A 20,277-nucleotide genomic window follows, 5' to 3' on the forward strand; every position below is an offset into this window, starting at 1 on the left:
AAAAGCCTTTAATAAAAATTCGAATATTCCATTTTAGGTATTTTTGAACCCCTTGGACATCCAAGGGGTTTATTTATTATTTTACTCAAAACCATACCGCCACAAAAGTAGCTAGAGGTTTATCTGCGGTTTTTAAAGTTAAGGTGTCTGCCTTTAAACTATAGTGATCTGCTTGTTGTAACACCTTCAGGAACTCACTCTCATACGGAACATCCATACAAGCCATTCTAGTGGTAAGCATTTGCGAAAATTTAATTTGATTCTCTCCTTCTAAAGTATAGCTCCCTGACATCCCATTACAGCCAGTGTTACCATTTACCTTATTGGTATGACTTTTAAGAATAAAATGAGCTTCTTTTGATTGGTTTTCCTTCCTGTGAATGGGCTCCCCGTTTAGAGTTTGGAGTTTCCAATACTTTTCGGTGATACTGTAATCGTACCCCTTCTTTCTTAGAATAAACATCTCAGCCAAATCTCCAGTTATACGGTTACCATCTCCATCTAAGCTAAAAAGCATATTTTCTCCAACCTGATATTGTCTGTGGGCATCATTTTCATCTCCTAATAAGGTGATTTTACTTCCAGCATCATTCCATTTAAAAGTACCTTTTTCCTTAAATATTTCATTGGTCGCTCCTTGATACTGAGAGGAGAGTTCATATGTTAAATCTGAATGAAGTTTTAGTTCCATTAGAATTCCCTCACAGTCGGCGCAGGGCAGCAATCCACGATAGACTCCATTCCAATCTAAGGAGTTTTGGCTTGTATCGCCAATAGGTATTTGTTGTTGACTCTGCTGTTTTGATTTACATGAACTTGTTATAAATACAAGTACAACTATTACTCTTAGTGCTTTGATCATGATATTACGATTTAAAAATTATAAGTCGGCATACTGTTTTGAGGGAAGAACACTTTTTAACGTCCTTAAATTACATAAAAATATAATTTAACCTCCCTTTTTTTCCTTTGTTTAAAATCAAGAGAAAGCAATGTTAATGCCAAAGTTTTAATTGTAGGGATTTTATCTTAGCCGATTAATTTTTAGTAAGTGATACAATTTTGTCCACTACCGCTTCCACCTCAATACTTCGCATGACATCCTTATAGGACTCAGGTGCCTTGTTTCCATAAACCGAGGTTGGGATCAGTGGATACTTCTGGCGATCGGAAAGCAAAGAATTTGATACTGGTTGTTTATAGGGATAGAAACCAGCGTAAGGATGGGTAACCCCCCAAAGAGTTAACACCTTTACCCCCTGCATAGCTGCTAGGTGTGCATTCCCGCTGTCCATGGAAACCATTAAATCCAAATTGGAAATCAATTTTATTTCATCCTCAAAACTAATTTTTCCAAAGGTATAAACCGTATTAGGGTAGCTATCTGAAAGAAGTTTTAACGCAGGAAGTTCTTTTTTGCCTCCAAAAAGGATGAGTTGATAATCTCCAGTTTTAGAAATGGAATCAATAACTTTCTCCATAAGATCCAAAGGGTACATCTTAGTGTCGTGAAATGCAAAAGGAGCAATACCAATCCATTTTTTGGTACTATTTCCGATTATGTTGTACACCTCGGCTGATAAAGACTTCTTAGCAGGAAAAACGTCTTTATTTAGATCTACAGTATAACCCAAAGACCGGAAAACATCTGCGTAGCGTTCTGTACTGGTTTTAACTGGCTTAAATATTTTACCATTGACCAAGGCTCTTTTCTCACTCCTACCCTTATCAATGGTTTTGGAACCCACACCTGAGAAAAGAAAAAAGAACTTTACAATACGACTTCTAAGGGATCCATGTAGATCAGCAATGGCATCAAAGTCACGATTCTTAACCTCAGCGTAATAGGCATAAAGACCTTTTACCCCTTTATGTTTACCACGAATATCGGCTGGTAATACCTCCACGCCTTCTACCGTCTGAAAAACCGGTTTTAAAAATGATTGCGTTGCCACACTCACCTTTACCCCCGGGTTTTGTTGTAGCAAGGCTCGAAGTACTGGAACTGCAATAGCGGCATCTCCTACTGCTGAAAATCGAATCGCTAAAATGTGTTTTTTATCCATCTGTTGGATTGCAACTATTTTTTGTACAATACTGGGTTTAGCTCCTGGTCATTGTACATTTTCATTTGCTTATAGACTTTCATATACTTATCTCCAGAAGCAATCGCTTCTAAAAGTTGATCTATGGCCGTAGAAAGATCTTGCTTCTGCTCAAGTAACACTGCAAGTTTAGCTGCACATTTATCTTTGTGCTCCTTAGAGGCATCAGCACGCTCGGCCTCCTCTGCCATATGGTAAATCTTTAAAGCTAGAATCGACAATCGATCGATGGCCCAAGCTGGAGATTCTGAATTAATAGTAGCATCTGGTTTTGTTGCTACGTCCTTATATTTGTCTAGAAAATAGCTGTCGATAAATTCGACCATATCGGTTCTGTCTTGATTCGAAGCATCGATTTTTCGCTTAAGCTCAAGGGCAGCAACCGGGTCAATCTCTGGATCACGAATAATATCTTCATAATGCCATTGTACGGTATCAATCCAATTTTTTCTGTATAACAAATGTTCTATTTTGTCTTTAGGGTATGGATTTTCAAAACCCTGGTTAACATCGTCCTGTATATGGTATTTGGCTATACTCTTATCAAAAATCTCAAATGCAAATTCGCTAAACATATAAGGTGTTTTAAAATGAATATACAAATATACTTATTTAAAATCTGCATATACCTAGAATTACCTAAATTTGCAGGAGTTTAGCTCAAAAAACAACCCTTATGCAGGTACATCATCTAGGCAATAAAATCTCTCTTCTTCATCAATTTTTAGCAGAAATAAGAGATGTTACTATACAACAGGACCGCATGCGTTTTAGACGTAATATTGAGCGTATAGGTGAGGTTTTAAGCTTAGAATTAAGCTCTTCACTTCACTACAGTGAAAAGACTATCACTACACCTTTAGGGCAAAAGAAAACCTATGAGCTAACCGATGAAATTATCGTCTGTTCTATCCTTCGAGCAGGATTAAATCTACATCAAGGAATCTTAAATTATTTTGATCGTGCGGACTCTTCATTTGTATCAGCCTATAGAAAGCATACATCTGAGCTAGATTTTGAAATTAAAGTCCAGTATATGGCCACGCAGGATTTTACTGATAAAATTTTAATCCTAGCTGACCCTATGTTAGCTACAGGGCGATCCCTTGTCGCCGCCTACAAAGCATTAAAATCACAAGGCAAGCCTAAAGAAATCCATATTTTATCTGTTATTGGTGCTCAACCTGGAATAGCGTTTTTAGAAGAAAATTTCCCAAAGGACACCCATTTATGGATTGCTGATATTGATCCTGAGCTCAATGAAAAAGGGTATATCGTTCCTGGCCTTGGAGATGCAGGATATTTATCCTATGGTGAAAAACTATAAAAATAAAATCAGTATCGGCGCACTGATATATAGCCAAAGAATCAATTCCTTTAACCAACTCAACTTAATTCGTTCAACGTAGCGCGCTTGTATAACAGCTAGAGGAAATAAAGAAAAAAGAAGTTCTGAGGTATTAGAAACTTCAGAAATCAACATTACTGCCACAGCAATAATTAGGGTAATGACCAACAAGATTCCTGGTACACGGGTTTTAAATGATTTACTCTGTTTTTTAAAAGCGAATATTACACACGCCCAGCCTCCCATTGTCACTAAAAATAATAAGGGGACAAAATAGCGTGGATTGGTATAATTCTCAAACTCAAAAGCGATTTGAAAATCTACCAATTGAACTACCTTATATAACTGATCTGTTAAATAGAAATAGGTAAAACCCAGTAACGACAAAGCAAATAGGGTTACAAATGGAATAAGCATATTTCTATAATCATTCTTTTTATAGAGGAACATGGTAGCAAACACCAACACTAAAAACAGTAATGACCAATTGAAAAAGTAAGTCGCCACTAATGTCCAAAGAGTGGCATCAAACACTTTGATTTCTACATCTTTACTGGAGCGAACCGAAACCAAACGACGAAAAGCCAAAAGCAGAAAAAATTCTGCCAACAATATATGGGGTTCCATAAAGATATTGGGAAACAAACAAAACAGTAGCACAAAAAAGAACAAAGCATAGGAATTTCGCTGAGTTAGCTCGTTTTTGCGAACTATAAAATCCACCATAATCACGCAAAGTAAAATAACAACAGAACTTTTAAGCATATAAAAGATCATTCCCGCATCTAACACAAAATCCGACGCAAGCACTTGGGCCAATACTAAGAACAAAATCAAATACAGAAAGAGGATTATAAAGTTTAAAGGATTAGTTCTTTCAAAAATGCTTGATATCATGATAGGTTTTTGTATTTTTGTGCTGTAAATTTAATATATCTTTTACTGATGAGAGACTTTTTCTACGGGATTCAGGATTTATTTGAGAACGTATTATTCGTTCCTTTAGAAGCTTTACGCTTTACCAACAGCTGGTGGATATCAAATATTATAAATGTTATTTTTATAGCAATAGGATTTGCAGCATTCTTTTATTGGATGAAACAGATGAAAAAGTACGACCAAGAAGAGAAAGACGATTACCAGCCGATCATTTAATACGCAAAACAAACGTTTTAAATATACTAAAACCCCATAGCTTAGCTGTGGGGTTTTTTAGGTTATTCATTTTTCTGGCCTGAAATATGGATATATCCTAATTCTGATGCTTTACAAAGCTTTATTCTGTCACTTCCCTATACGCCATAAAAAAACCTGCAATATATCGTATTAAACTTAATATTAGCAGGTACTTTTATAGTGATTTTATAGTTTTATCAAACTCTATTAACTTAGCTCTTCTTTTTCTTTTCTTCCAGATGAACGCTGGTGTATTGCTTTAGAAATTTATTTAATTCTAAAATAGAAAGTGCAAAGAGAAGGAGCCCGATAAGTAATAAAGGAATTACAAATTTATACTTTGTAAAGAAACCTTTTGCCTCTACCCCTCTTCTTGGGAAATCAGAAATCACGTTTAGAATATTGGATTTACTAGCCTCAAGTTGGTTGAGTTCAACCATCTCTGATTTAATCTGATCAATCTTAGTAATTAGCTCCAATTCTCTTGATTGCTGGGCAATTCCCTTATCTCCTAAACTAATACTAGTTCCTTGTAAAGGTTTATCTGCTTCCTTAATCATAACGTTCTTATAGAGCAGCTGTAAAGAGTCAATCTCTGCAGTTTGTCTAGCTAATACCTCTCTTTGAAGTTCTATATTCTCGGTTTGAGTATTTTTTAATTTTAAAAAGTACTGATTAAAAGAAATGGAAGAAATAATAGGTCCTTGTAACTTTTTAGCCACCATAGAGTTCGTGGCCTTTACTATAATGTTGTGATATTTTGCGTCAAAAGAATTAAAGTTCTCTAAGAACACTTCCATATCAATTGCTTTTCTGGTGGTGGTATCTAAGGTTCTAATAAACTCATCAAAAAGCCTTACTTTCTGGTTTTCATCAGAATATGATTCTATAGCAAATTCTTTAATGGAAGCAGCTTCAGATACTTCAATACCTAATGATTCTGCCAAAGCAACAGAATCCTCTGCACGAGTGAGCTCATTGTAGAAATTAATGTTGTTGTAAAGCTGTTGGGCACTTTGAAAGTTGGGCTCCACTACCATAGTAGAAACATAGACCGGCTCTTTAGTAATATCAAGGGCAGTACCAAGAGCTACACCTACAACACCTGCAATCACAAATTTTATAAAGTGCTGTTGTATAAAAATTAAAAATGAAATGATCCCGACGAAAATTCCATTAAAAATACTGCCGATGAAATTGAAAAGCTTTCTAAAACCATCGCCAATCAATTTAAACAATTGCCCAAGATCAATTTCTTCAGAATTGGTGTTATTTGGGCGCTGATTCGATGGAATCTGATCATTCATATCAATTTGTTTAATTTAGTTTATTATTATTTAAAGATTTGTTCTAAAATTCTTCTTGTTATCAAATAAGTTGGTTTTACACCGGTTATTCCTAAGCCTCCTGAAGCCAACGTACTTCCTGTTTCCAAAGGGTTATCAGAGGCGTAATACGCATAGCGTACTTTAACATCTGTTGTAATACTCTTACGAATCTTAGAAGCTGCTTGTATCGCTTTTTGATAATGGGCACCTTCCATTTCCAGTCCAATTACATTCCAGGTACTCTCGTGGAAAAACTTCAACATATCCTTATTCTGTAAGGATGTCCCTAAAACACTGATCATCGTCCCTTCAAACACCTCAAGACCTTGATCTTTGAAATCTTCAGCACAAAGTTCATTATGGAAAGGGTAATTATCCGCCGTTCCCTCGAAAATATGCGCATTTGGAATCATTAAATCTCCTTTTCCACCTTCCAAAATCCCCGCTTTTCCCATAATAGAAATCGAATCCATATTCAGAAAAATATTTTCGCCCTCTGTTTTATAAGGCTTAAGGAATTCATCTATCGTCTCATAGGCTTGTTCCCCAAAGGCATAATCCATGACAAATAGCACTGGATATTCCTTATTTTTATTTTTATCAAAAGTAAAATTTATTTTCTCAAAATCAATTTTTCCTGTATCAAAAATTTGAACGTCAATATTTGTACCTGAGCGGTCCTCAATTTCGATCATTCCATTCTTAAGTGCAAAATCTTTTACTTTTGCTCTAAGATGTGTGTTTTCTGGTTGACTCAAGAGTTCATAAACATCATAAGGATCCTTTTGATTGGCGAATTCCTTTTTCAAAACACTCGAAGCAAACAAGCTGTTCATTACCGAGTGCATGTTGGCACTTATAAGGTGAATCGGCCTATGAATTAAATCATTTTTGATGAGTTCTTTCTTAATGGTATTAGCCCAAATCTCTCCATGAATATGATGTCCTAGACGTTCTCTTAATACTGGGCTAAAAGTAATGGATCTCTTATGCCCTTCAATGAGTTCTTCAAGGGCGATCTTACCCATCCAATAAATGATTTTTAAAAAGCGCTCGGGATCTTCTTTTATGGAAAATACTTTATGTGCGGCCAAGCATTCTTCGAAAGTTCTTCCAATAATACTAGCGGTATGACTCAGTGCAACTTCGCGTTCTGACTGACTGAGTTTCTTTTTTAAAGCAGCTTCTTCAAGCTTCCTCCAATCGCGATTGGTAGTTCCTTTTTCCTCAATGTAGACTTTATCTGCAATTTTTTCAGATTCTATAAATAGGAAGGTAAGGTGGGTAAGAATGTCATAAATATCAGAGCGTCCTCGGGTTATTTCGACATTCATCTGATGCTCGTCAATGCGATAACAATTACGTCTTCTCTTTGGAGGAACAATATTTTTAAAACCAGAATTTTTATAACCCTCTTCTGATGTTAGGTTTATAAAGGTACATTGTTCAATACCAATAGGTAGCCTGTCTAAAATATATACCAGTCCATTGAGTTCTGTTTTTGAATCTGCAACTGTTCCGTAGATTTCAGGTCGTAGTTCCAATAAAGATTCTCTAAGGGTTTCACCAGAGATCCCCATGGGTTTGTAAAAGCCTCTATTAAAAAGATGGCGCATCGCGATATACATTCGTTCGATGGCCCCGGATGCTTCTTGAGCTCGCGTTCTTGATTTAATTTTATTCATAAGGTGTTTTACCGTACAAAATTACAAGTTCTTTTTAAAAATAGCTATTTTTTACACACATGGCCTACTTTTTACCTTTAAACCAGCTATTAAAAAGAAAAAATGTGAGTTAAAAGGACTTAAGAGTTAGAAATACCCAGAAGTTCTTCGGCAAGTTTTCGATCATTGGCCAATCGTTGTACTTTGTTCTGACCACCGAGTTTACCTTTGGACTTCATAAGATTTTTAAAGGTATCCTTTGAAAGGCAATGGATTTTTAGCGGCTGTAAAACTTTGCCTTGAATCAAATCGTAATAATAGCTGTTTTGTTCTTGAACTGACTCATCTAAAATTTTAGCAAACAAATCTAAATCATTAGGCGGGTTCTCAAACTCTATGAGCCATTGGTGATAAGGAAGTTCATCTGAGGGTGGAGTGATCTGTGGGGCTACGCTAAATTCATTAACAGTGGCCTTACAGCTATCCAATGCAGTTTTCATCGCCTGTTCTACTTCTTTAGCTATCACATGCTCTCCAAAGGCTGAGATAAAGTGTTTAATTCGTCCTGAAACTGTAATGCGATATGGTTTTATAGAGGTAAATACTACTGTATCTCCTAAATTATAACCCCACAATCCAGCGTTGGTTGAGATGATCATAACGTAATTAACACCTAATTGTACTGATTCCAATGGAATTCTAGTTGGGTTATCTTCAAAGAAGCGATCTGCTTCCACAAATTCATAAAAAATCCCCGCATCTACTAGTAGTAACATTCCTGCGTGCTTCTGCAAGTCTTGATAGGCAAAAAATCCTTCGCTTGCTGGAAAGAGTTCAATAGAGTCTACATGCCTTCCAATAAGTTGTTTAAACTTAGCGCGATATGGCTGAAAATTAACACCCCCATAGATAAAAAGATTAAAGTTTTTAAAAACCTCTCCTACATCCTTGGAAGATTTTTGTTTTATACGCTCAAAATACATTTGAACCCAAGATGGAATCCCGCTAATCACGGTCATATCCTCCTGAATGGTTTCCTCTACTATAGCATCAACCTTAGTTTCCCAATCATCTATACAGTTGGTTTCCCAACTAGGCATCCTGTTTTTTTGCAAATAAGACGGTACATAATGAGCGACAATTCCAGATAGACGACCCAACTTAATCCCATTTTTCTCCGTGAGAATTGGGCTCCCTTGAAGAAAAATCATTTTTCCATCTACAAAGTCTACCTTCCCTGTTTGATGTATATAATTTAAAATCGCATCCCGGGCGGCTTTGATATGAAATGGCATAGATTCCTTGGTAATAGGAATATACTTAGCTCCTGAAGTCGTTCCTGAAGTCTTGGCGAAGTAATATGGTAATCCTGGCCAAAGAACAGAATGCTCTCCTTGAACGATGCGATCTACATAAGGTTTTAGCTCTTCATAATCCCGAATGGGAACACGTTGTTTAAAATCCTCATAATTTTTTATTTGATCAAAACCGTGATCCCTACCAAATGCTGTTTCTTTGGCAGATTTTACAAGCGAATGAAAGACCTTTTCTTGACTTTGAATGGGGTTCTCAATCCAAGCTTGATTCTTGTTATAAACTGTTCTTGCTAATATTTTTGCAGCAAAGGATTTTATCGACATAAGCTATTGAAAATCTATATAATTAGTGGGATCAACTGGATAACCTTCGCTCCAAAGTTCAAAATGCAAATGAGGACCCGTGGTTAGCTCCCCAGTATTACCAATAACTCCAATGACCTGGCCAGATTTAACCAAGTCTCCCTGTTGAACACTGATAGATGAATTATGCTTGTAGACGGATATTAACCCTGTGTTATGTTCAATGATACAAACATAACCAGTCTCTGTGGTCCATTCTGCAAAAATAACAATTCCATCTGCAACAGATTTAATCGGACTATCTTCGGGAGCTAAAATATCGACAGCATAATGTCTTTCTTTAGCATTATATGTCTGGGATAAGGTTCCACTAACTGGTGGAAATAACACTATATCGCTATCAGATGCCGCTCCAGAAAATAAGTTGTATTTATCCTCTGTTGCAACCTCAGCTCTAAGCAATGAATCTTGATAACTAGGATTCACATTAATTTGCATGGTGTCTTTGGCAAAAGATTCTAATATAGAGTCCTTGTTGATCTTCTCTGTGGTGATTTCTCCTCTTAAAACCTTTTGAATATTTTGAAAATACATATCATTCGCCCTTAAAGAGGCCGTAAGGGAATCCACCTTATAGGTTAAATCCACAGCTTCTCTTTTGAGTTTGGTAGATGAATACCCCGGGATGTATTCCCGTAATGGTGTAAAGGCAATCAAAAGGGTGGTAAAAGCGATAATGAAAACAGAAAACAAGGTCCCTAACACAAATACATTGAGTCGGTTTAATTTAAATGAGAGCTTCTCCTCAAAGGTATCCTCGTTCAAAATAACCAGTCGGTACTTGTGAAGCAGCTTCCTTTTAATTTGTTTCCGTTTCTTAATTCTTCTCTCCATGGTGAGCAAATATAATTATTAGGAAAATAGCATGATCGCGTTTTAGGTAAATTTGTGTTTTTTTAACGCAACATCTTTGTTAAATAATAGAATGGAGAATCTTAAACTTCTAAGAAATAGTAATAATTTAAGATAAAAGATGTTTTTATTTTTACTTTTCTTATTACCTTTGTTTTCTAAATTTATTGAAAATGATATCATTGAACGTTTTACTAGGAATTGTGGGACCATGGCAAATAGCCGTTGTAGTAATTTTGGTACTATTACTTTTTGGAGGTAAAAAGATACCTGAATTAATGCGTGGTCTTGGAAGCGGTATCAAAGAGTTTAAAGATGCCACTAAAGAGGAAGATGAAGCTGCAAAAGCAGAACAAACTAAAGAAAGTAACTAACCAACCGTTTTAGGTTTTGGTTGTTTTATCAAAAAGATAAATAAAAGCCTATTGACTTTTAAAAAGTGAATAGGCTTTTTTATGCATTTTATTCAATAAGGCTCAGGATGTAATCCTGCCTTTATTCTACTTGAGCCACAGGCTCCAGGTGAAACTCTAAGGTTTTTAGAACAGCCTCTAACTCAAACATATAATCTCTTTTATTAGTCGAAGGGGCAAAGGTAAACCCTTCAAGGACCACCAAACGATCATTAGGTACATCCTCTACAATATAATTGATAAAAGGTCCTGCCATGGTAAAGTTTTTAACCTCCCACATTCCTTTGGTTTCAATGGCGGGTCTATCCGCAATCTCCGCATCAAACACATAAGGAGCATAGGCTTTCTCTGTGATCATATACATTCCCTCTGCCCTTCCTGGTATATACTTCTCTCCAATAGAATCTCTCATTTTAACAATAGCGTCAACGCGTGTAGAGTCCTCTGGAATACTGCCAAGGGGCATTTCATAAACCAAGATATTCATGGTCCCTTTAGGGATCTGTCGCTCGATCCAGAAAAAATTATTTTCATGTTTTGCTATTTTGTACACCGAAGGCATGGTAAGTGAAATACCTAGTTCTTGCTGCAAGTCCGTTTCTCTATTCAAAGATCGCGTAAACCGCCTTTGATTCTCCGCAATATCATTCTTCTTAAAGGCCGCAATATTCTTTTGTGCAGAACTCGCTATCTTATCCATAATCACCTGTTCTGTTGGACCTTGAACGATAGCCACCTTTTGCGGCTCTGCATATAGATCCGTCTTTAACCCAGCAACAGCAGCGGTGTCTTTTCGTACGACAAGAATATTTCTGCTTGACCTTGTATTACCTGTAAAAACTTCGAATGGCATTTGATGAATTGAAAACAGCGGTTCAACCCAAGGTAAACCAATGACTTCAGCAGCATAATATTTTCTAATGGTATCTCCAACTGCCCCTTTCCACATATCGTTAGTAATAACAACAGAAAGCGAGTTTATTGCGCCAACAGAGCCTGGCAAGTAATCTTTCTTGCGTTCCTCTTCGCAGGAAACTACTGAAAGTAGTACCAAACAGGCAATTAAAAAATGTCTCATTATATTAGGTTTTTGTGTTTCATTAACATTTACATAGCACAAGTTTTGTGCCAGGAGTTAATTTACTACCGCTAATATTGTTCCATTCTTGTAGATTTTTAACCGATACCCCAGGGAATTTTTTAGAAATACTCCAAAGTGAATCTCCACTTCTTACGATGTATTCCTTTTCTGTAGGGGTACTAGAGGTTTTTGTCGAAGTACTCGCTATAGGTTTTTTAGGATAAATTGTAAGGCGTTGTCCAATTCTAAGATTATTGTTTCTCAATCCATTCCAGCGTTTAATTTCGCTAATACGAACTCCATATTTCTCAGCAATTTTACCCAAATAGTCACCACTTTTCACGCGATAACGAATCTGGTCACTACTCTGAACTAATTCTGGTAAGGTTTTTTCTCGTTTTTCTAATTCTTTGTTTACTCGAGCGTAAATAGTATCCTCATTAGCGACGAATCTTCCAATGTCTGCAACAGGCAATCGCAACACATAGTTTTCATCGTCAACAAAAGGAATCATATCAAGTTTATAGGAAGGGTTGAAGAATTGCACCACATCGGTATCGATTTCTAACATTTCTGAAATCTGATCGAAACTGATGAGTTGTTTAACCTTAATGGTATCAGTTTCAAAATAATAACCAGCCTCCGTACTAGCAAAGTCTTCAAAGCCATGCTCTTGGGCGTACTCCATGATATACATAGTAGCTAAAAACGCAGGAACATATCCAGCAGTTTCTCGTGGTAGGTAAGAACGGATATTCCAGTAATTGGTGTATCCTCCACTTCTTCGAATTGCTTTATTTACATTCCCAGGCCCAGAATTATATGCCGCAAGTGCCAAATCCCAATCTCCAAATATTTTATACAATCTGCCAAGGTATTTCGCTGCTGCTTCGGTAGATTTAATAGGATCACTTCGCTCATCCACATAACTACTTACATCTAAACCATAGGCTTTTCCCGTAGTAAACATAAATTGCCAAATACCTGTAGCGCCGACTCTTGATTTGGCTTTAGGATTAAGGGCCGATTCAATTACTGCAAGGTATTTGATTTCAAGGGGAATATCATATCGATCTAGCGTCTGCTCAAACAATGGAAAGTAAAACTTACTCCTTGCCATGACCCTTGTTAGAAACTCTCGCTTGTTCTTTAGAAACATTTTAATTACGCTCTCCAAAGACTCATTGTACTGTATGTTAAAAGGTGTCTTTTGGTCTAATTTTGCCAAACGCGCCTTAAGGGTATCGGTTGGTAAATCTATATAATCGACATAGTCGTATTTTAAATTTGAAATGTCTTTATATATAGTATCGTATAAACCAGAATGTAATAGTTCTTCCAAGAGTAATTGATCCACCTTTTTAGCCTTCGAATAATCTCTTAAGGCATAAAGGGTCGAATCTTGGATAATTCGTTGATGTTTTCCATCGACAATTACAGTATCTATTTTTGAAAACAATTCTTCTTGGTCTGAAATCACCTCATCGGATGAAACCAAAAGACTATCTTTAGTTTGAATAATAGTGTTGTCAGCAGTCACCTGCTCTTGACCAAACCCAACCAGTCCAATAAAACTGATAAGAAAGGTTGTAAAAATGTACTTCATGAATCTCTGGAAATTTATTACTTTCTCGAACGATTCGTAAAAATCGCATTTTTTTCAAAATAAGACGCCTCAAAAGTGTTAAAAAACAAAAGTCTTTCGTTTAAGCGAAAGACTTTTAAATTCTATTTATTTATGCTCAAATTTCTTATTCCAAAATAGCAGCAATTCCAGGGAGTGTTTTTCCTTCCAAACTCTCCAACATTGCACCACCTCCTGTGGAAACATAACTAACTTTATCTTCAAATCCGAACTGCTTTACTGCAGCTACAGAATCTCCTCCTCCAACAAGTGAAAAAGCACCATCTTTTGTCGCTTGGTCGATATAATTTCCAATAGCAATTGTTCCCTTGGCAAAACTAGGCATCTCAAAAACACCTATTGGTCCGTTCCAAAGAATGGTTTTAGATTCAAGAATTACTTCTTTAAAATTCTCTAAGGTTTTTGGACCTGCATCGAGTCCTTGCCATCCATCTGGAATTTCTTTCACATCTACTATTTGAGTATCTGCATCGTTGTTAAAATCATTGGCTGCAAGAACATCAACTGGCAAATGAACTTTCACTCCTTTTGCCTGGGCATCTTTAAGAATTCGAAGGGCCAATTCTTGCTTATCATCTTCACATATAGAATCTCCAATCTTACCTCCTTGAGCCTTGATAAAGGTATAAGTCATTCCTCCGCCAATAATAAGGTGATCTACTTTATCTAAAATGTTTTCAATTATGGTAATTTTAGAAGAAACCTTTGAACCACCTAAAATAGCAGTAACTGGCTTTTCTCCACTCTCCATTACCTTAGCAATGGCTTCGATTTCTTTTGCAAGTAAATACCCAAAGCATTTGTTCTGACCAAAATACTTTGCTACTATCGTAGTAGAGGCATGTGCACGGTGAGCTGTACCAAATGCATCATTTACATAAACATCCCCTAATTTAGAAAGCGCCTCTGCAAAACTTTCCTCGCCTGCTTCTTCTTCTGAATGAAAACGTAAGTTCTCAAGTAATAAGACCTCTCCTGGCTGAAGGTCCTTAGCAGCTTGTTCAGCATCTTTTCCGATGGACTGATCTACAAATTTTACCTGAACTCCAATAATCTCTGAAACCTTAGCTACGATATGCTTTAAAGATAATTCATCACTTTTCTTTCCTTTTGGTCTACCTAAGTGGCTCATTAGAATGGCACTTCCACCTTCTTCTAATACTTTTACAATAGTAGGCTTAGCAGCCTCGATTCTAGTGGTATCAGTGACGTTGAAATCACCATCCAAAGGCACGTTAAAATCCACACGAATTAAAGCTTTCTTATTATTGAAATTAAAATCTTCTATAGTTTTCATAAATGCAAATAGTTAATTAGACGGCAAATTTAACTATTTATACTTATCTGAGAAAACAGATCGGTTTTTTAAATCGTTAATTTAGTGATTCACAAACCATTTAATCCAATACCGCTTCAGAACTGGTTTTTTGACAAATCATTTTAGTTTACATTTGTACAGCTAAATCAGAAAGTTTACTTTTCAGAAATAAAGTTTCACATATGCTTTTCAACGAAGTTTTAGGCCATTCTCACTTAAAAAATCACCTCACCCAGAGTGCTGATAAAGGCCGGATACCACATGCACAATTATTTGTGGGTCCAGAGGGAAGCGGTGTTTTACCATTAGCTATCGCATATGCCCAATATGTGCTATGTGGAAATTCATCATCCGAGAATGACAATGGGAATGCAAGTTGCAACCTTAAATGTAATAACCTCACCCATCCTGATTTGCATTTTGTGTTTCCAGTAACAACTACAGATAAAGTAAAATCGCATCCACTTAGTAGCAACTTTCTAGAACAGTGGCGATTATTTGTAAAGGATCAGCCCTATGGAAACTTATTCGATTGGTATAAAGTATTAGAGGTAGACAATAAACAGGGAATCATCGGAGTGGATGAAGCTCAGGAGGTTGTCAAAACCCTCTCTTTAAAATCATATGAGGGCGGGTATAAGGTCATGATTATTTGGATGGCAGAGCGCATGAATATTGCCTCTTCTAACAAACTTCTTAAATTAATTGAAGAACCACCAGAGAAGACTCTTTTAATTCTTATTACTGAGGATGAAACTCAAATTATGCAGACCATCTTGTCTCGTTGTCAAATTTTGCGTTTTCCACCGCTGCCCGAAGCGGAAGTCGTCCAAGGATTAATGGATCGTGGACTTAGCGAAAATGAGGCTTTAAAAATAGCCAACAGCGCCAATGGAAATTTTAACAAAGCGATTGATTTGACCAACAGAGATTCTGAAGATCTTGTTTTTGAAAAATGGTTTGTAAGTTGGGTACGTACTGCCTTTAGAGCCAAAGGTAACAAAACAGTCATCAGTGATTTAATTACTTGGGGTGAAGAACTCTCTAAAACAGGTAGAGAAACGCAAAAGAAGTTTCTGCTATTTTGCCTTGATGTCTTTAGACAAGCATTACTAATTAACTATAAGGCAGAGAAACTCACCTATATGGAATTCAGTAGTGAAAATTTCCAATTAGAAAAATTTGCCCCCTTTGTTCATGGAGGCAATATTATGGAGATCACTAAGGAACTTGAGGAGGCTATCTATCACATTGAGCGCAATGGAAATGGAAAAATTATCTTTACGGACCTTTCCATTAAGTTGACGCGATTTTTACACATGAAAGAATAACCTTCTCAAATCTCAAATTAGGTACAAAGAAAACTTATATATTACCTTTTTTAGACTCTTTTATAGCATGATCACAGGCTCTAGCCGTCAATGCCATATATGTTAGAGATGGATTTTGGGTGGCTGTAGATGTCATACAAGCCCCATCAGTTACATAAACGTTTTTACAGGCATGTAATTGGTTCCATTTATTGAGCAAAGATGTTTTAGGATCGTGTCCCATTCTAACACCACCCATTTCATGGATATCCAATCCTGGCGCTTTATCAGTAACATCATTGATGGAAATATTTTTAAAACCAGCCGCTTCAAACATTTCAGTGAATTGCTCTATATAATCCTTTATCATTTTACGATCGTTGTCGTCATAATCCAAATTGATTCGAAGTTGTGGAATGCCGTATTGATCTGTTTTCTCCGGATCTAAACTCAATGTACTTTCTTCCTTAGGAATAGTTTCTCCCATCATATGAGATCCAACATTCCAATTGCCATAGGTTGGCTTAGTTAAATTCTTCTTTAAATCAGCACCTAATCCTTCAGAACTCTGCTCAATGCGACGTGAGGCGCCAAATCCTGCAGCATACCCTCTTAAGAAATCTGTTTCTTGCTTATAGACATTTCTAAATCTTGGAATATAGCCACTTGTCGGTCTTCGCCCAACAGTAGTTTCTTCAAGATTTCCTTCGTACTGAGCGTTTACACTCACGCGGTAGTTATGAAAAGCAACGTATTTACCAAGAAGTCCATTGTCGTTCCCCAAACCATTAGGGAAACGGTTAGATTTGGAGTTTAATAAGATCATATTGGAGTTAAAAGCGCTCGCGTTTACAAAAATAACAGGTGCAAAATACTCCACTGTTTCTTTGCTATGTGCATCGATCACTTTAACACCTGTAGCCTTTTCTTTTGTATCGTCATAAATTATAGAATGCACTACAGCATTGTGACGCATGGTTAGATTACCTGTTTTTTGAGCCCATGGTAAGGTACTTGAATTACTACTGAAATAGCCTCCAAAAGGACATCCACGACGACAAAGGTCTCGCGTTTGACACATAGCTCTTCCCTGTTGAATAAATATATCCTTATTCTCTGTGATATGAGCGCAACGTCCGTAAATTACGTGACGCTGATTGTTATATTTTTTGGCCACCACATCCCTGAAATATTTCTCGGTACCATTTAGACCCATGGATTTTAAAAACTCTCCATCAGGTAAGGTATCGAGTCCATCATATTCACCTGAAATACCAACAAATTTTTCTACATAACTATACCATGGAGCTAAGTCCTTATAGCGTATTGGCCAATCTACAGCAAACCCATCCCGTGCAGGTCCTTCAAAATCCAAATCTCCTATACGTTGAGTTTGACGGGCCCATAATAGTGACTTCCCTCCTGTTTGGTAACCACGGATCCAATCAAATGGTTTTTCTTGGATATAGGGCTGTTCTTTGTCTTTGGTGAAGAAATGCTGTGAATCCTCCATAAAATTATAACATTTAGCCGCAATAGGATTTTCCTTTTTTAAATCATAGGGAACACGGTTGCCGTGTTTAAGTTCCCAAGGCATCATGTTGGTGGTCGGATAATTTTCAATATGCTTGACCTCACGACCACGTTCTAAAACCAGTGTTTTTAGTCCCTTCTCAGCAAATTCTTTAGCAGCCCATCCACCACTCATACCCGATCCTATAACGATGGCATCATAACTATTTGCTTTTGTACTGTCTATATTAAAACTAGGCATTTGTATTAATTTTTTCGTTAGGGTTAATAGTGATTGTTCGATATGAAAAAGCCCCAGGAACTAATTGGTAAGGCATTAGCTTAGTAAGGTAATACTCCGTGTTTTTATATCCCCAAACGCTTGTATGCTTAGTCGTGTTTAAAAAATCATAAACTGGTTTAGGGGTATCTTCTGCTTCTAAAAGCGAAGAAAGGATCTCTAAACGCTTTTCCGCATCTAAAGAAACAAAATCATCATAATACCACTCTCTTACTAAAGGGTTAAAACTACGAAGACCAGAGAGAAAAGAAGCTTGTTGCTCTGGTGAAGCGCAATCATCAATCTGAATCCATATAAAGTTCTGTACTTTAAGGGCGACTCCTCCAGGGGTATCGGTTTCTGGCAATATGGTATCGACAATGGATTCTAAAAGGATTTCTTCATCAGTAGTTATCTGTAGTTTATTCAAAACTATAGGAACGCGGTCTGGTGAAAAGTTACAAGAGGGCATTAATAACAATCCTCCTGTGACCAATCCAATGTTTCGAAGGGCGGTACGTCTTTTCATAAAATATAGTAAAAGGTTTTAGTGAAAATCATTTTCCAAAAAAGTAAATATAAAGAAACCAAGTAAATAATTTAATATGACAGCATTTTTTAACGAATTTCCTCTTAGAGGGTGTTTATTTATAGGTCGAAAATGTTCAATTCAAACCATAATTCATACTCAAAACACTTAATATTATTATTTACAGTGTTTTACATAAATTAACAGTGTGTCTTTCCTTAGGAAAAGTGTTGAGTTACTATTTTTTCCTTCGAAACAGTGTTGCCAACCACATTTTTTCCTTGGAAAAAGTGTAAAACCCTTTGTTTACATTAACCTATTTGATAGAAAATAAGTGATAAGGTTTTTATTATGGCTCAAGGAAATTCAATTATGGATCAATTATAACAATTAGCAAAACTTGAAAACAAAAAAACCATCTTAAAAAAGATGGTTTTTACTAGAGGCATCGAGCGGATTCGAACCGCTGTACAAGGTTTTGCAGACCTCTGCCTAGCCACTCGGCCACAATGCCATTTAACGGATGGCAAATGTAACAAAAATATCGCTCTAAATCCAAAAGACTGTTTTAAAATTATTATAACATTTAAAAGAAGTACCTTTTAAAGAGCTTATTGACGACCTAAAGTCATGGTAATGGTCACTTGTTCTACATTTCCTCCTATGGGTGGGTTGATTTTTGAAACCTCAACAGTGGCCTGATCTGCTATTGCAATTTCATCCAAAATACGATCAATGATTCTCTTAGCTACATGTTCTAGTAGCTTTGAACGAATCGCCATTTCTTCTTTGACTATTCTGTTGATCTGTACATAATCCACCGTATCACTCAGCTGATCGCTCTGTGCTGAGGGCTGAAGATTTGCCTTCACAGCAATATCAACTCTGTAATCACTACCTATTTTTCCTTCTTCTACCAAACAGCCGTGATAGGCATATACCTGTATATTGGTTAACTTTATAACTCCCACTTCTTAAATTTTAATGCAAAAATACCATTAAAAATTTATTCCTCAACCATGAGAAGAAGATGGTTTAATACCCTTATGCCCGCCAATAAGGCACTATCGCATCATACAACGACAGTTACTGATACCCTGAAAGATATCCACCCCTAAGGTAATCATATGCGTTCCTGTACTATACGCTTGGATTTCATTGGTTATAAGTTGGTATGAATAAGCAAAGTAAAATGCACCTTTTTTCATTCCCATCATTGGACCGATATTCAATGGAGTAAAAAACTGATCGTTTAAGAATCGGTAACTGATTCCAGCCCAATAGTAGTCTTCAAAATCCCAGAACCTCATTTTCATGTTGACATCCGTGGATGAGCGCCCGTCACTCTCGAAGAGTTGGTAAAACACACTAGGTTCCCATTCAAATCGAGAGGTGATTTTCTTCTTGTATCGGTATCCGGTATACAGATAATAGTTTCTTAGAGTATTAGGTTCGTTGATTGCAAAAAGGTCTAATTGTTTGTTTAAAATATTTGAAGCGTTTAGACTTGCAAAGAACCCTCCGCTTCTAAGCAGTACCCCGACATCAAAGTTATGGTTCGTAGTGGAACGGTTATCCGTGATTCCAGGATCATTTACCCCTGGAGTTCCATCTCCATCGGTATCAAAATCTTTAGCCTCTAAGCGAAACTGATTAATATTATAAGAAATCCCAAAAGACAGAAAACGATCCTCTTGGTTGTTTAAAGTCAAATGGTGTGCAAAAGAGACCCTGGCTCCCATCTGACGAGTATTTCCGTTTTTATCGTTATAAATAAGCCCACCTACTCCTGATTTTTGACCTAATCGGACATCACCAACTAATGTCTGTGTATCTGGGGCATCCTTTATTCCTACCCATTGGGTAAGGGCATTTCCACGAATTTTAACGTAATCTCCAATGCCAGCATACACCGGAGATATTACGAACTCATTATCTGCTAGATACTGTGTGAATGTTGGCAGGGTCATCTCTTGTGCTTGAGTATATAACCCTGCTGTCATTAGTACGATTGCTATATATTTTTTCATGAGTTTC

At 36.7% G+C, this 20,277-nt stretch carries 19 protein-coding genes and 1 tRNA gene; 4 read left to right on the plus strand and 16 right to left on the minus strand.

The features are described from left to right. Positions 1–85 precede the first annotated feature (85 nt). The 3 genes from I215_RS01000 to I215_RS01010 all read right to left on the minus strand — a co-directional run bounded on the left by I215_RS01000 (position 86) and on the right by I215_RS01010 (position 2,680). Complete coding sequence (locus I215_RS01000; protein ID WP_008990079.1) at positions 86–862, minus strand: copper resistance protein NlpE N-terminal domain-containing protein; 777 nt, start codon at positions 860–862, stop codon at positions 86–88. Positions 863–1,037: 175 nt separating this feature from the next. Then, on the minus strand, positions 1,038–2,066 hold the full coding sequence (locus I215_RS01005; protein ID WP_008990080.1) for a glycosyltransferase family 9 protein: 1,029 nt from the start codon (positions 2,064–2,066) through the stop codon (positions 1,038–1,040). Between the two features lie 14 nt (positions 2,067–2,080). Next, positions 2,081–2,680: a DUF4254 domain-containing protein gene (locus I215_RS01010; protein ID WP_008990081.1), complete on the minus strand. Its 600-nt coding sequence runs from the start codon at positions 2,678–2,680 to the stop codon at positions 2,081–2,083. 101 nt (positions 2,681–2,781) lie between these two features. Between I215_RS01010 and upp the strand changes: the two genes are divergently transcribed. Beyond that, positions 2,782–3,432 (plus strand): uracil phosphoribosyltransferase, encoded by a 651-nt coding sequence (gene upp, locus I215_RS01015; RefSeq protein ID WP_008990082.1) that lies wholly within the window; start codon positions 2,782–2,784, stop codon positions 3,430–3,432. Here upp and I215_RS01020 read toward each other — a convergent pair. Then, on the minus strand, positions 3,427–4,350 hold the full coding sequence (locus I215_RS01020) for a DUF6427 family protein (protein WP_083852464.1): 924 nt from the start codon (positions 4,348–4,350) through the stop codon (positions 3,427–3,429). The genes upp and I215_RS01020 overlap by 6 nt on opposite strands. Positions 4,351–4,398: 48 nt before the next feature. Between I215_RS01020 and I215_RS01025 the strand changes: the two genes are divergently transcribed. Beyond that, positions 4,399–4,608, plus strand: a complete 210-nt coding sequence (locus I215_RS01025; RefSeq protein WP_008990084.1) for a DUF6341 family protein — start codon at positions 4,399–4,401, stop codon at positions 4,606–4,608. 233 nt (positions 4,609–4,841) lie between these two features. Here the strand turns inward: I215_RS01025 and I215_RS01030 are convergent, their stop codons facing one another. From I215_RS01030 to I215_RS01045, 4 genes are all read right to left on the minus strand, one after another. Beyond that, positions 4,842–5,936: a hypothetical protein gene (locus tag I215_RS01030; RefSeq protein ID WP_008990085.1), complete on the minus strand. Its 1,095-nt coding sequence runs from the start codon at positions 5,934–5,936 to the stop codon at positions 4,842–4,844. 26 nt (positions 5,937–5,962) lie between these two features. After that, on the minus strand, positions 5,963–7,642 hold the full coding sequence (locus I215_RS01035; protein ID WP_008990086.1) for a DUF6909 family protein: 1,680 nt from the start codon (positions 7,640–7,642) through the stop codon (positions 5,963–5,965). Positions 7,643–7,761: 119 nt separating this feature from the next. Next, complete coding sequence (locus tag I215_RS01040) at positions 7,762–9,261, minus strand: GH3 auxin-responsive promoter family protein (protein ID WP_008990087.1); 1,500 nt, start codon at positions 9,259–9,261, stop codon at positions 7,762–7,764. A gap of 3 nt (positions 9,262–9,264) precedes the next feature. Beyond that, entirely contained in the window at positions 9,265–10,134 is an 870-nt protein-coding gene (locus I215_RS01045) for a M23 family metallopeptidase (protein ID WP_008990088.1), read from the minus strand. Positions 10,135–10,325: 191 nt separating this feature from the next. Between I215_RS01045 and I215_RS01050 the strand changes: the two genes are divergently transcribed. Beyond that, positions 10,326–10,526 (plus strand): twin-arginine translocase TatA/TatE family subunit, encoded by a 201-nt coding sequence (locus tag I215_RS01050; protein WP_008990089.1) that lies wholly within the window; start codon positions 10,326–10,328, stop codon positions 10,524–10,526. 121 nt (positions 10,527–10,647) lie between these two features. Here the strand turns inward: I215_RS01050 and I215_RS01055 are convergent, their stop codons facing one another. The 3 genes from I215_RS01055 to I215_RS01065 all read right to left on the minus strand — a co-directional run bounded on the left by I215_RS01055 (position 10,648) and on the right by I215_RS01065 (position 14,588). Continuing rightward, entirely contained in the window at positions 10,648–11,643 is a 996-nt protein-coding gene (locus I215_RS01055) for a DUF4837 family protein (protein ID WP_008990090.1), read from the minus strand. A 22-nt stretch (positions 11,644–11,665) separates the two neighbouring features. Then, on the minus strand, positions 11,666–13,252 hold the full coding sequence (locus I215_RS01060; RefSeq protein ID WP_008990091.1) for a lytic transglycosylase domain-containing protein: 1,587 nt from the start codon (positions 13,250–13,252) through the stop codon (positions 11,666–11,668). Between the two features lie 145 nt (positions 13,253–13,397). Then, complete coding sequence (locus I215_RS01065; RefSeq protein ID WP_008990092.1) at positions 13,398–14,588, minus strand: phosphoglycerate kinase; 1,191 nt, start codon at positions 14,586–14,588, stop codon at positions 13,398–13,400. A 203-nt stretch (positions 14,589–14,791) separates the two neighbouring features. On the opposite strand from I215_RS01065, the gene I215_RS01070 reads away from it, so the two are divergent. After that, the gene (locus tag I215_RS01070) at positions 14,792–15,940 is read left to right on the plus strand and encodes a DNA polymerase III subunit (RefSeq protein ID WP_008990093.1); all 1,149 of its coding nucleotides are present in this window, start codon (positions 14,792–14,794) and stop codon (positions 15,938–15,940) included. Positions 15,941–15,974: 34 nt separating this feature from the next. Here I215_RS01070 and I215_RS01075 read toward each other — a convergent pair whose 3' ends face one another. The 5 genes from I215_RS01075 to I215_RS01095 all read right to left on the minus strand — a co-directional run bounded on the left by I215_RS01075 (position 15,975) and on the right by I215_RS01095 (position 20,270). Continuing rightward, on the minus strand, positions 15,975–17,693 hold the full coding sequence (locus I215_RS01075) for a GMC oxidoreductase (protein ID WP_008990094.1): 1,719 nt from the start codon (positions 17,691–17,693) through the stop codon (positions 15,975–15,977). Beyond that, a complete protein-coding gene (locus tag I215_RS01080; protein WP_008990095.1) occupies positions 17,686–18,240 on the minus strand; it encodes a gluconate 2-dehydrogenase subunit 3 family protein in 555 nt (184 codons plus the stop codon). Before I215_RS01080 ends, I215_RS01075 begins: the two co-directional genes overlap by 8 nt. A gap of 443 nt (positions 18,241–18,683) precedes the next feature. Further along, positions 18,684–18,754 (minus strand) — tRNA-Cys (locus I215_RS01085). Positions 18,755–18,851: 97 nt separating this feature from the next. Next, the gene (gene folB / locus I215_RS01090; protein WP_008990096.1) at positions 18,852–19,211 is read right to left on the minus strand and encodes a dihydroneopterin aldolase; all 360 of its coding nucleotides are present in this window, start codon (positions 19,209–19,211) and stop codon (positions 18,852–18,854) included. 93 nt (positions 19,212–19,304) lie between these two features. Beyond that, the gene (locus tag I215_RS01095; protein WP_040459656.1) at positions 19,305–20,270 is read right to left on the minus strand and encodes a PorP/SprF family type IX secretion system membrane protein; all 966 of its coding nucleotides are present in this window, start codon (positions 20,268–20,270) and stop codon (positions 19,305–19,307) included. Positions 20,271–20,277 lie beyond the last annotated feature (7 nt).

The sequence above is a fragment of the Galbibacter marinus genome (genome assembly GCF_000300875.1).
Classification (GTDB): Bacteria; Bacteroidota; Bacteroidia; order Flavobacteriales; family Flavobacteriaceae; genus Galbibacter; species Galbibacter marinus.

Bases quoted from the DNA above. Each gene is read 5' to 3' on its own strand.
- upp (WP_008990082.1), top strand. From the start codon at position 2,782: ATGCAGGTACATCATCTAGGCAATAAAATCTCTCTTCTTCATCAATTT.
- I215_RS01045 (WP_008990088.1), bottom strand. From the start codon at position 10,134: ATGGAGAGAAGAATTAAGAAACGGAAACAAATTAAAAGGAAGCTGCTT.
- I215_RS01025 (WP_008990084.1), top strand. From the start codon at position 4,399: ATGAGAGACTTTTTCTACGGGATTCAGGATTTATTTGAGAACGTATTA.
- I215_RS01070 (WP_008990093.1), top strand. From the start codon at position 14,792: ATGCTTTTCAACGAAGTTTTAGGCCATTCTCACTTAAAAAATCACCTC.
- I215_RS01000 (WP_008990079.1), bottom strand. From the start codon at position 862: ATGATCAAAGCACTAAGAGTAATAGTTGTACTTGTATTTATAACAAGT.
- I215_RS01075 (WP_008990094.1), bottom strand. From the start codon at position 17,693: ATGCCTAGTTTTAATATAGACAGTACAAAAGCAAATAGTTATGATGCC.
- I215_RS01080 (WP_008990095.1), bottom strand. From the start codon at position 18,240: ATGAAAAGACGTACCGCCCTTCGAAACATTGGATTGGTCACAGGAGGA.
- I215_RS01005 (WP_008990080.1), bottom strand. From the start codon at position 2,066: ATGGATAAAAAACACATTTTAGCGATTCGATTTTCAGCAGTAGGAGAT.
- I215_RS01060 (WP_008990091.1), bottom strand. From the start codon at position 13,252: ATGAAGTACATTTTTACAACCTTTCTTATCAGTTTTATTGGACTGGTT.
- I215_RS01095 (WP_040459656.1), bottom strand. From the start codon at position 20,270: ATGAAAAAATATATAGCAATCGTACTAATGACAGCAGGGTTATATACT.
- I215_RS01030 (WP_008990085.1), bottom strand. From the start codon at position 5,936: ATGAATGATCAGATTCCATCGAATCAGCGCCCAAATAACACCAATTCT.
- I215_RS01065 (WP_008990092.1), bottom strand. From the start codon at position 14,588: ATGAAAACTATAGAAGATTTTAATTTCAATAATAAGAAAGCTTTAATT.
- I215_RS01055 (WP_008990090.1), bottom strand. From the start codon at position 11,643: ATGAGACATTTTTTAATTGCCTGTTTGGTACTACTTTCAGTAGTTTCC.
- I215_RS01040 (WP_008990087.1), bottom strand. From the start codon at position 9,261: ATGTCGATAAAATCCTTTGCTGCAAAAATATTAGCAAGAACAGTTTAT.
- I215_RS01010 (WP_008990081.1), bottom strand. From the start codon at position 2,680: ATGTTTAGCGAATTTGCATTTGAGATTTTTGATAAGAGTATAGCCAAA.
- I215_RS01050 (WP_008990089.1), top strand. From the start codon at position 10,326: ATGATATCATTGAACGTTTTACTAGGAATTGTGGGACCATGGCAAATA.
- I215_RS01035 (WP_008990086.1), bottom strand. From the start codon at position 7,642: ATGAATAAAATTAAATCAAGAACGCGAGCTCAAGAAGCATCCGGGGCC.
- I215_RS01020 (WP_083852464.1), bottom strand. From the start codon at position 4,350: ATGATATCAAGCATTTTTGAAAGAACTAATCCTTTAAACTTTATAATC.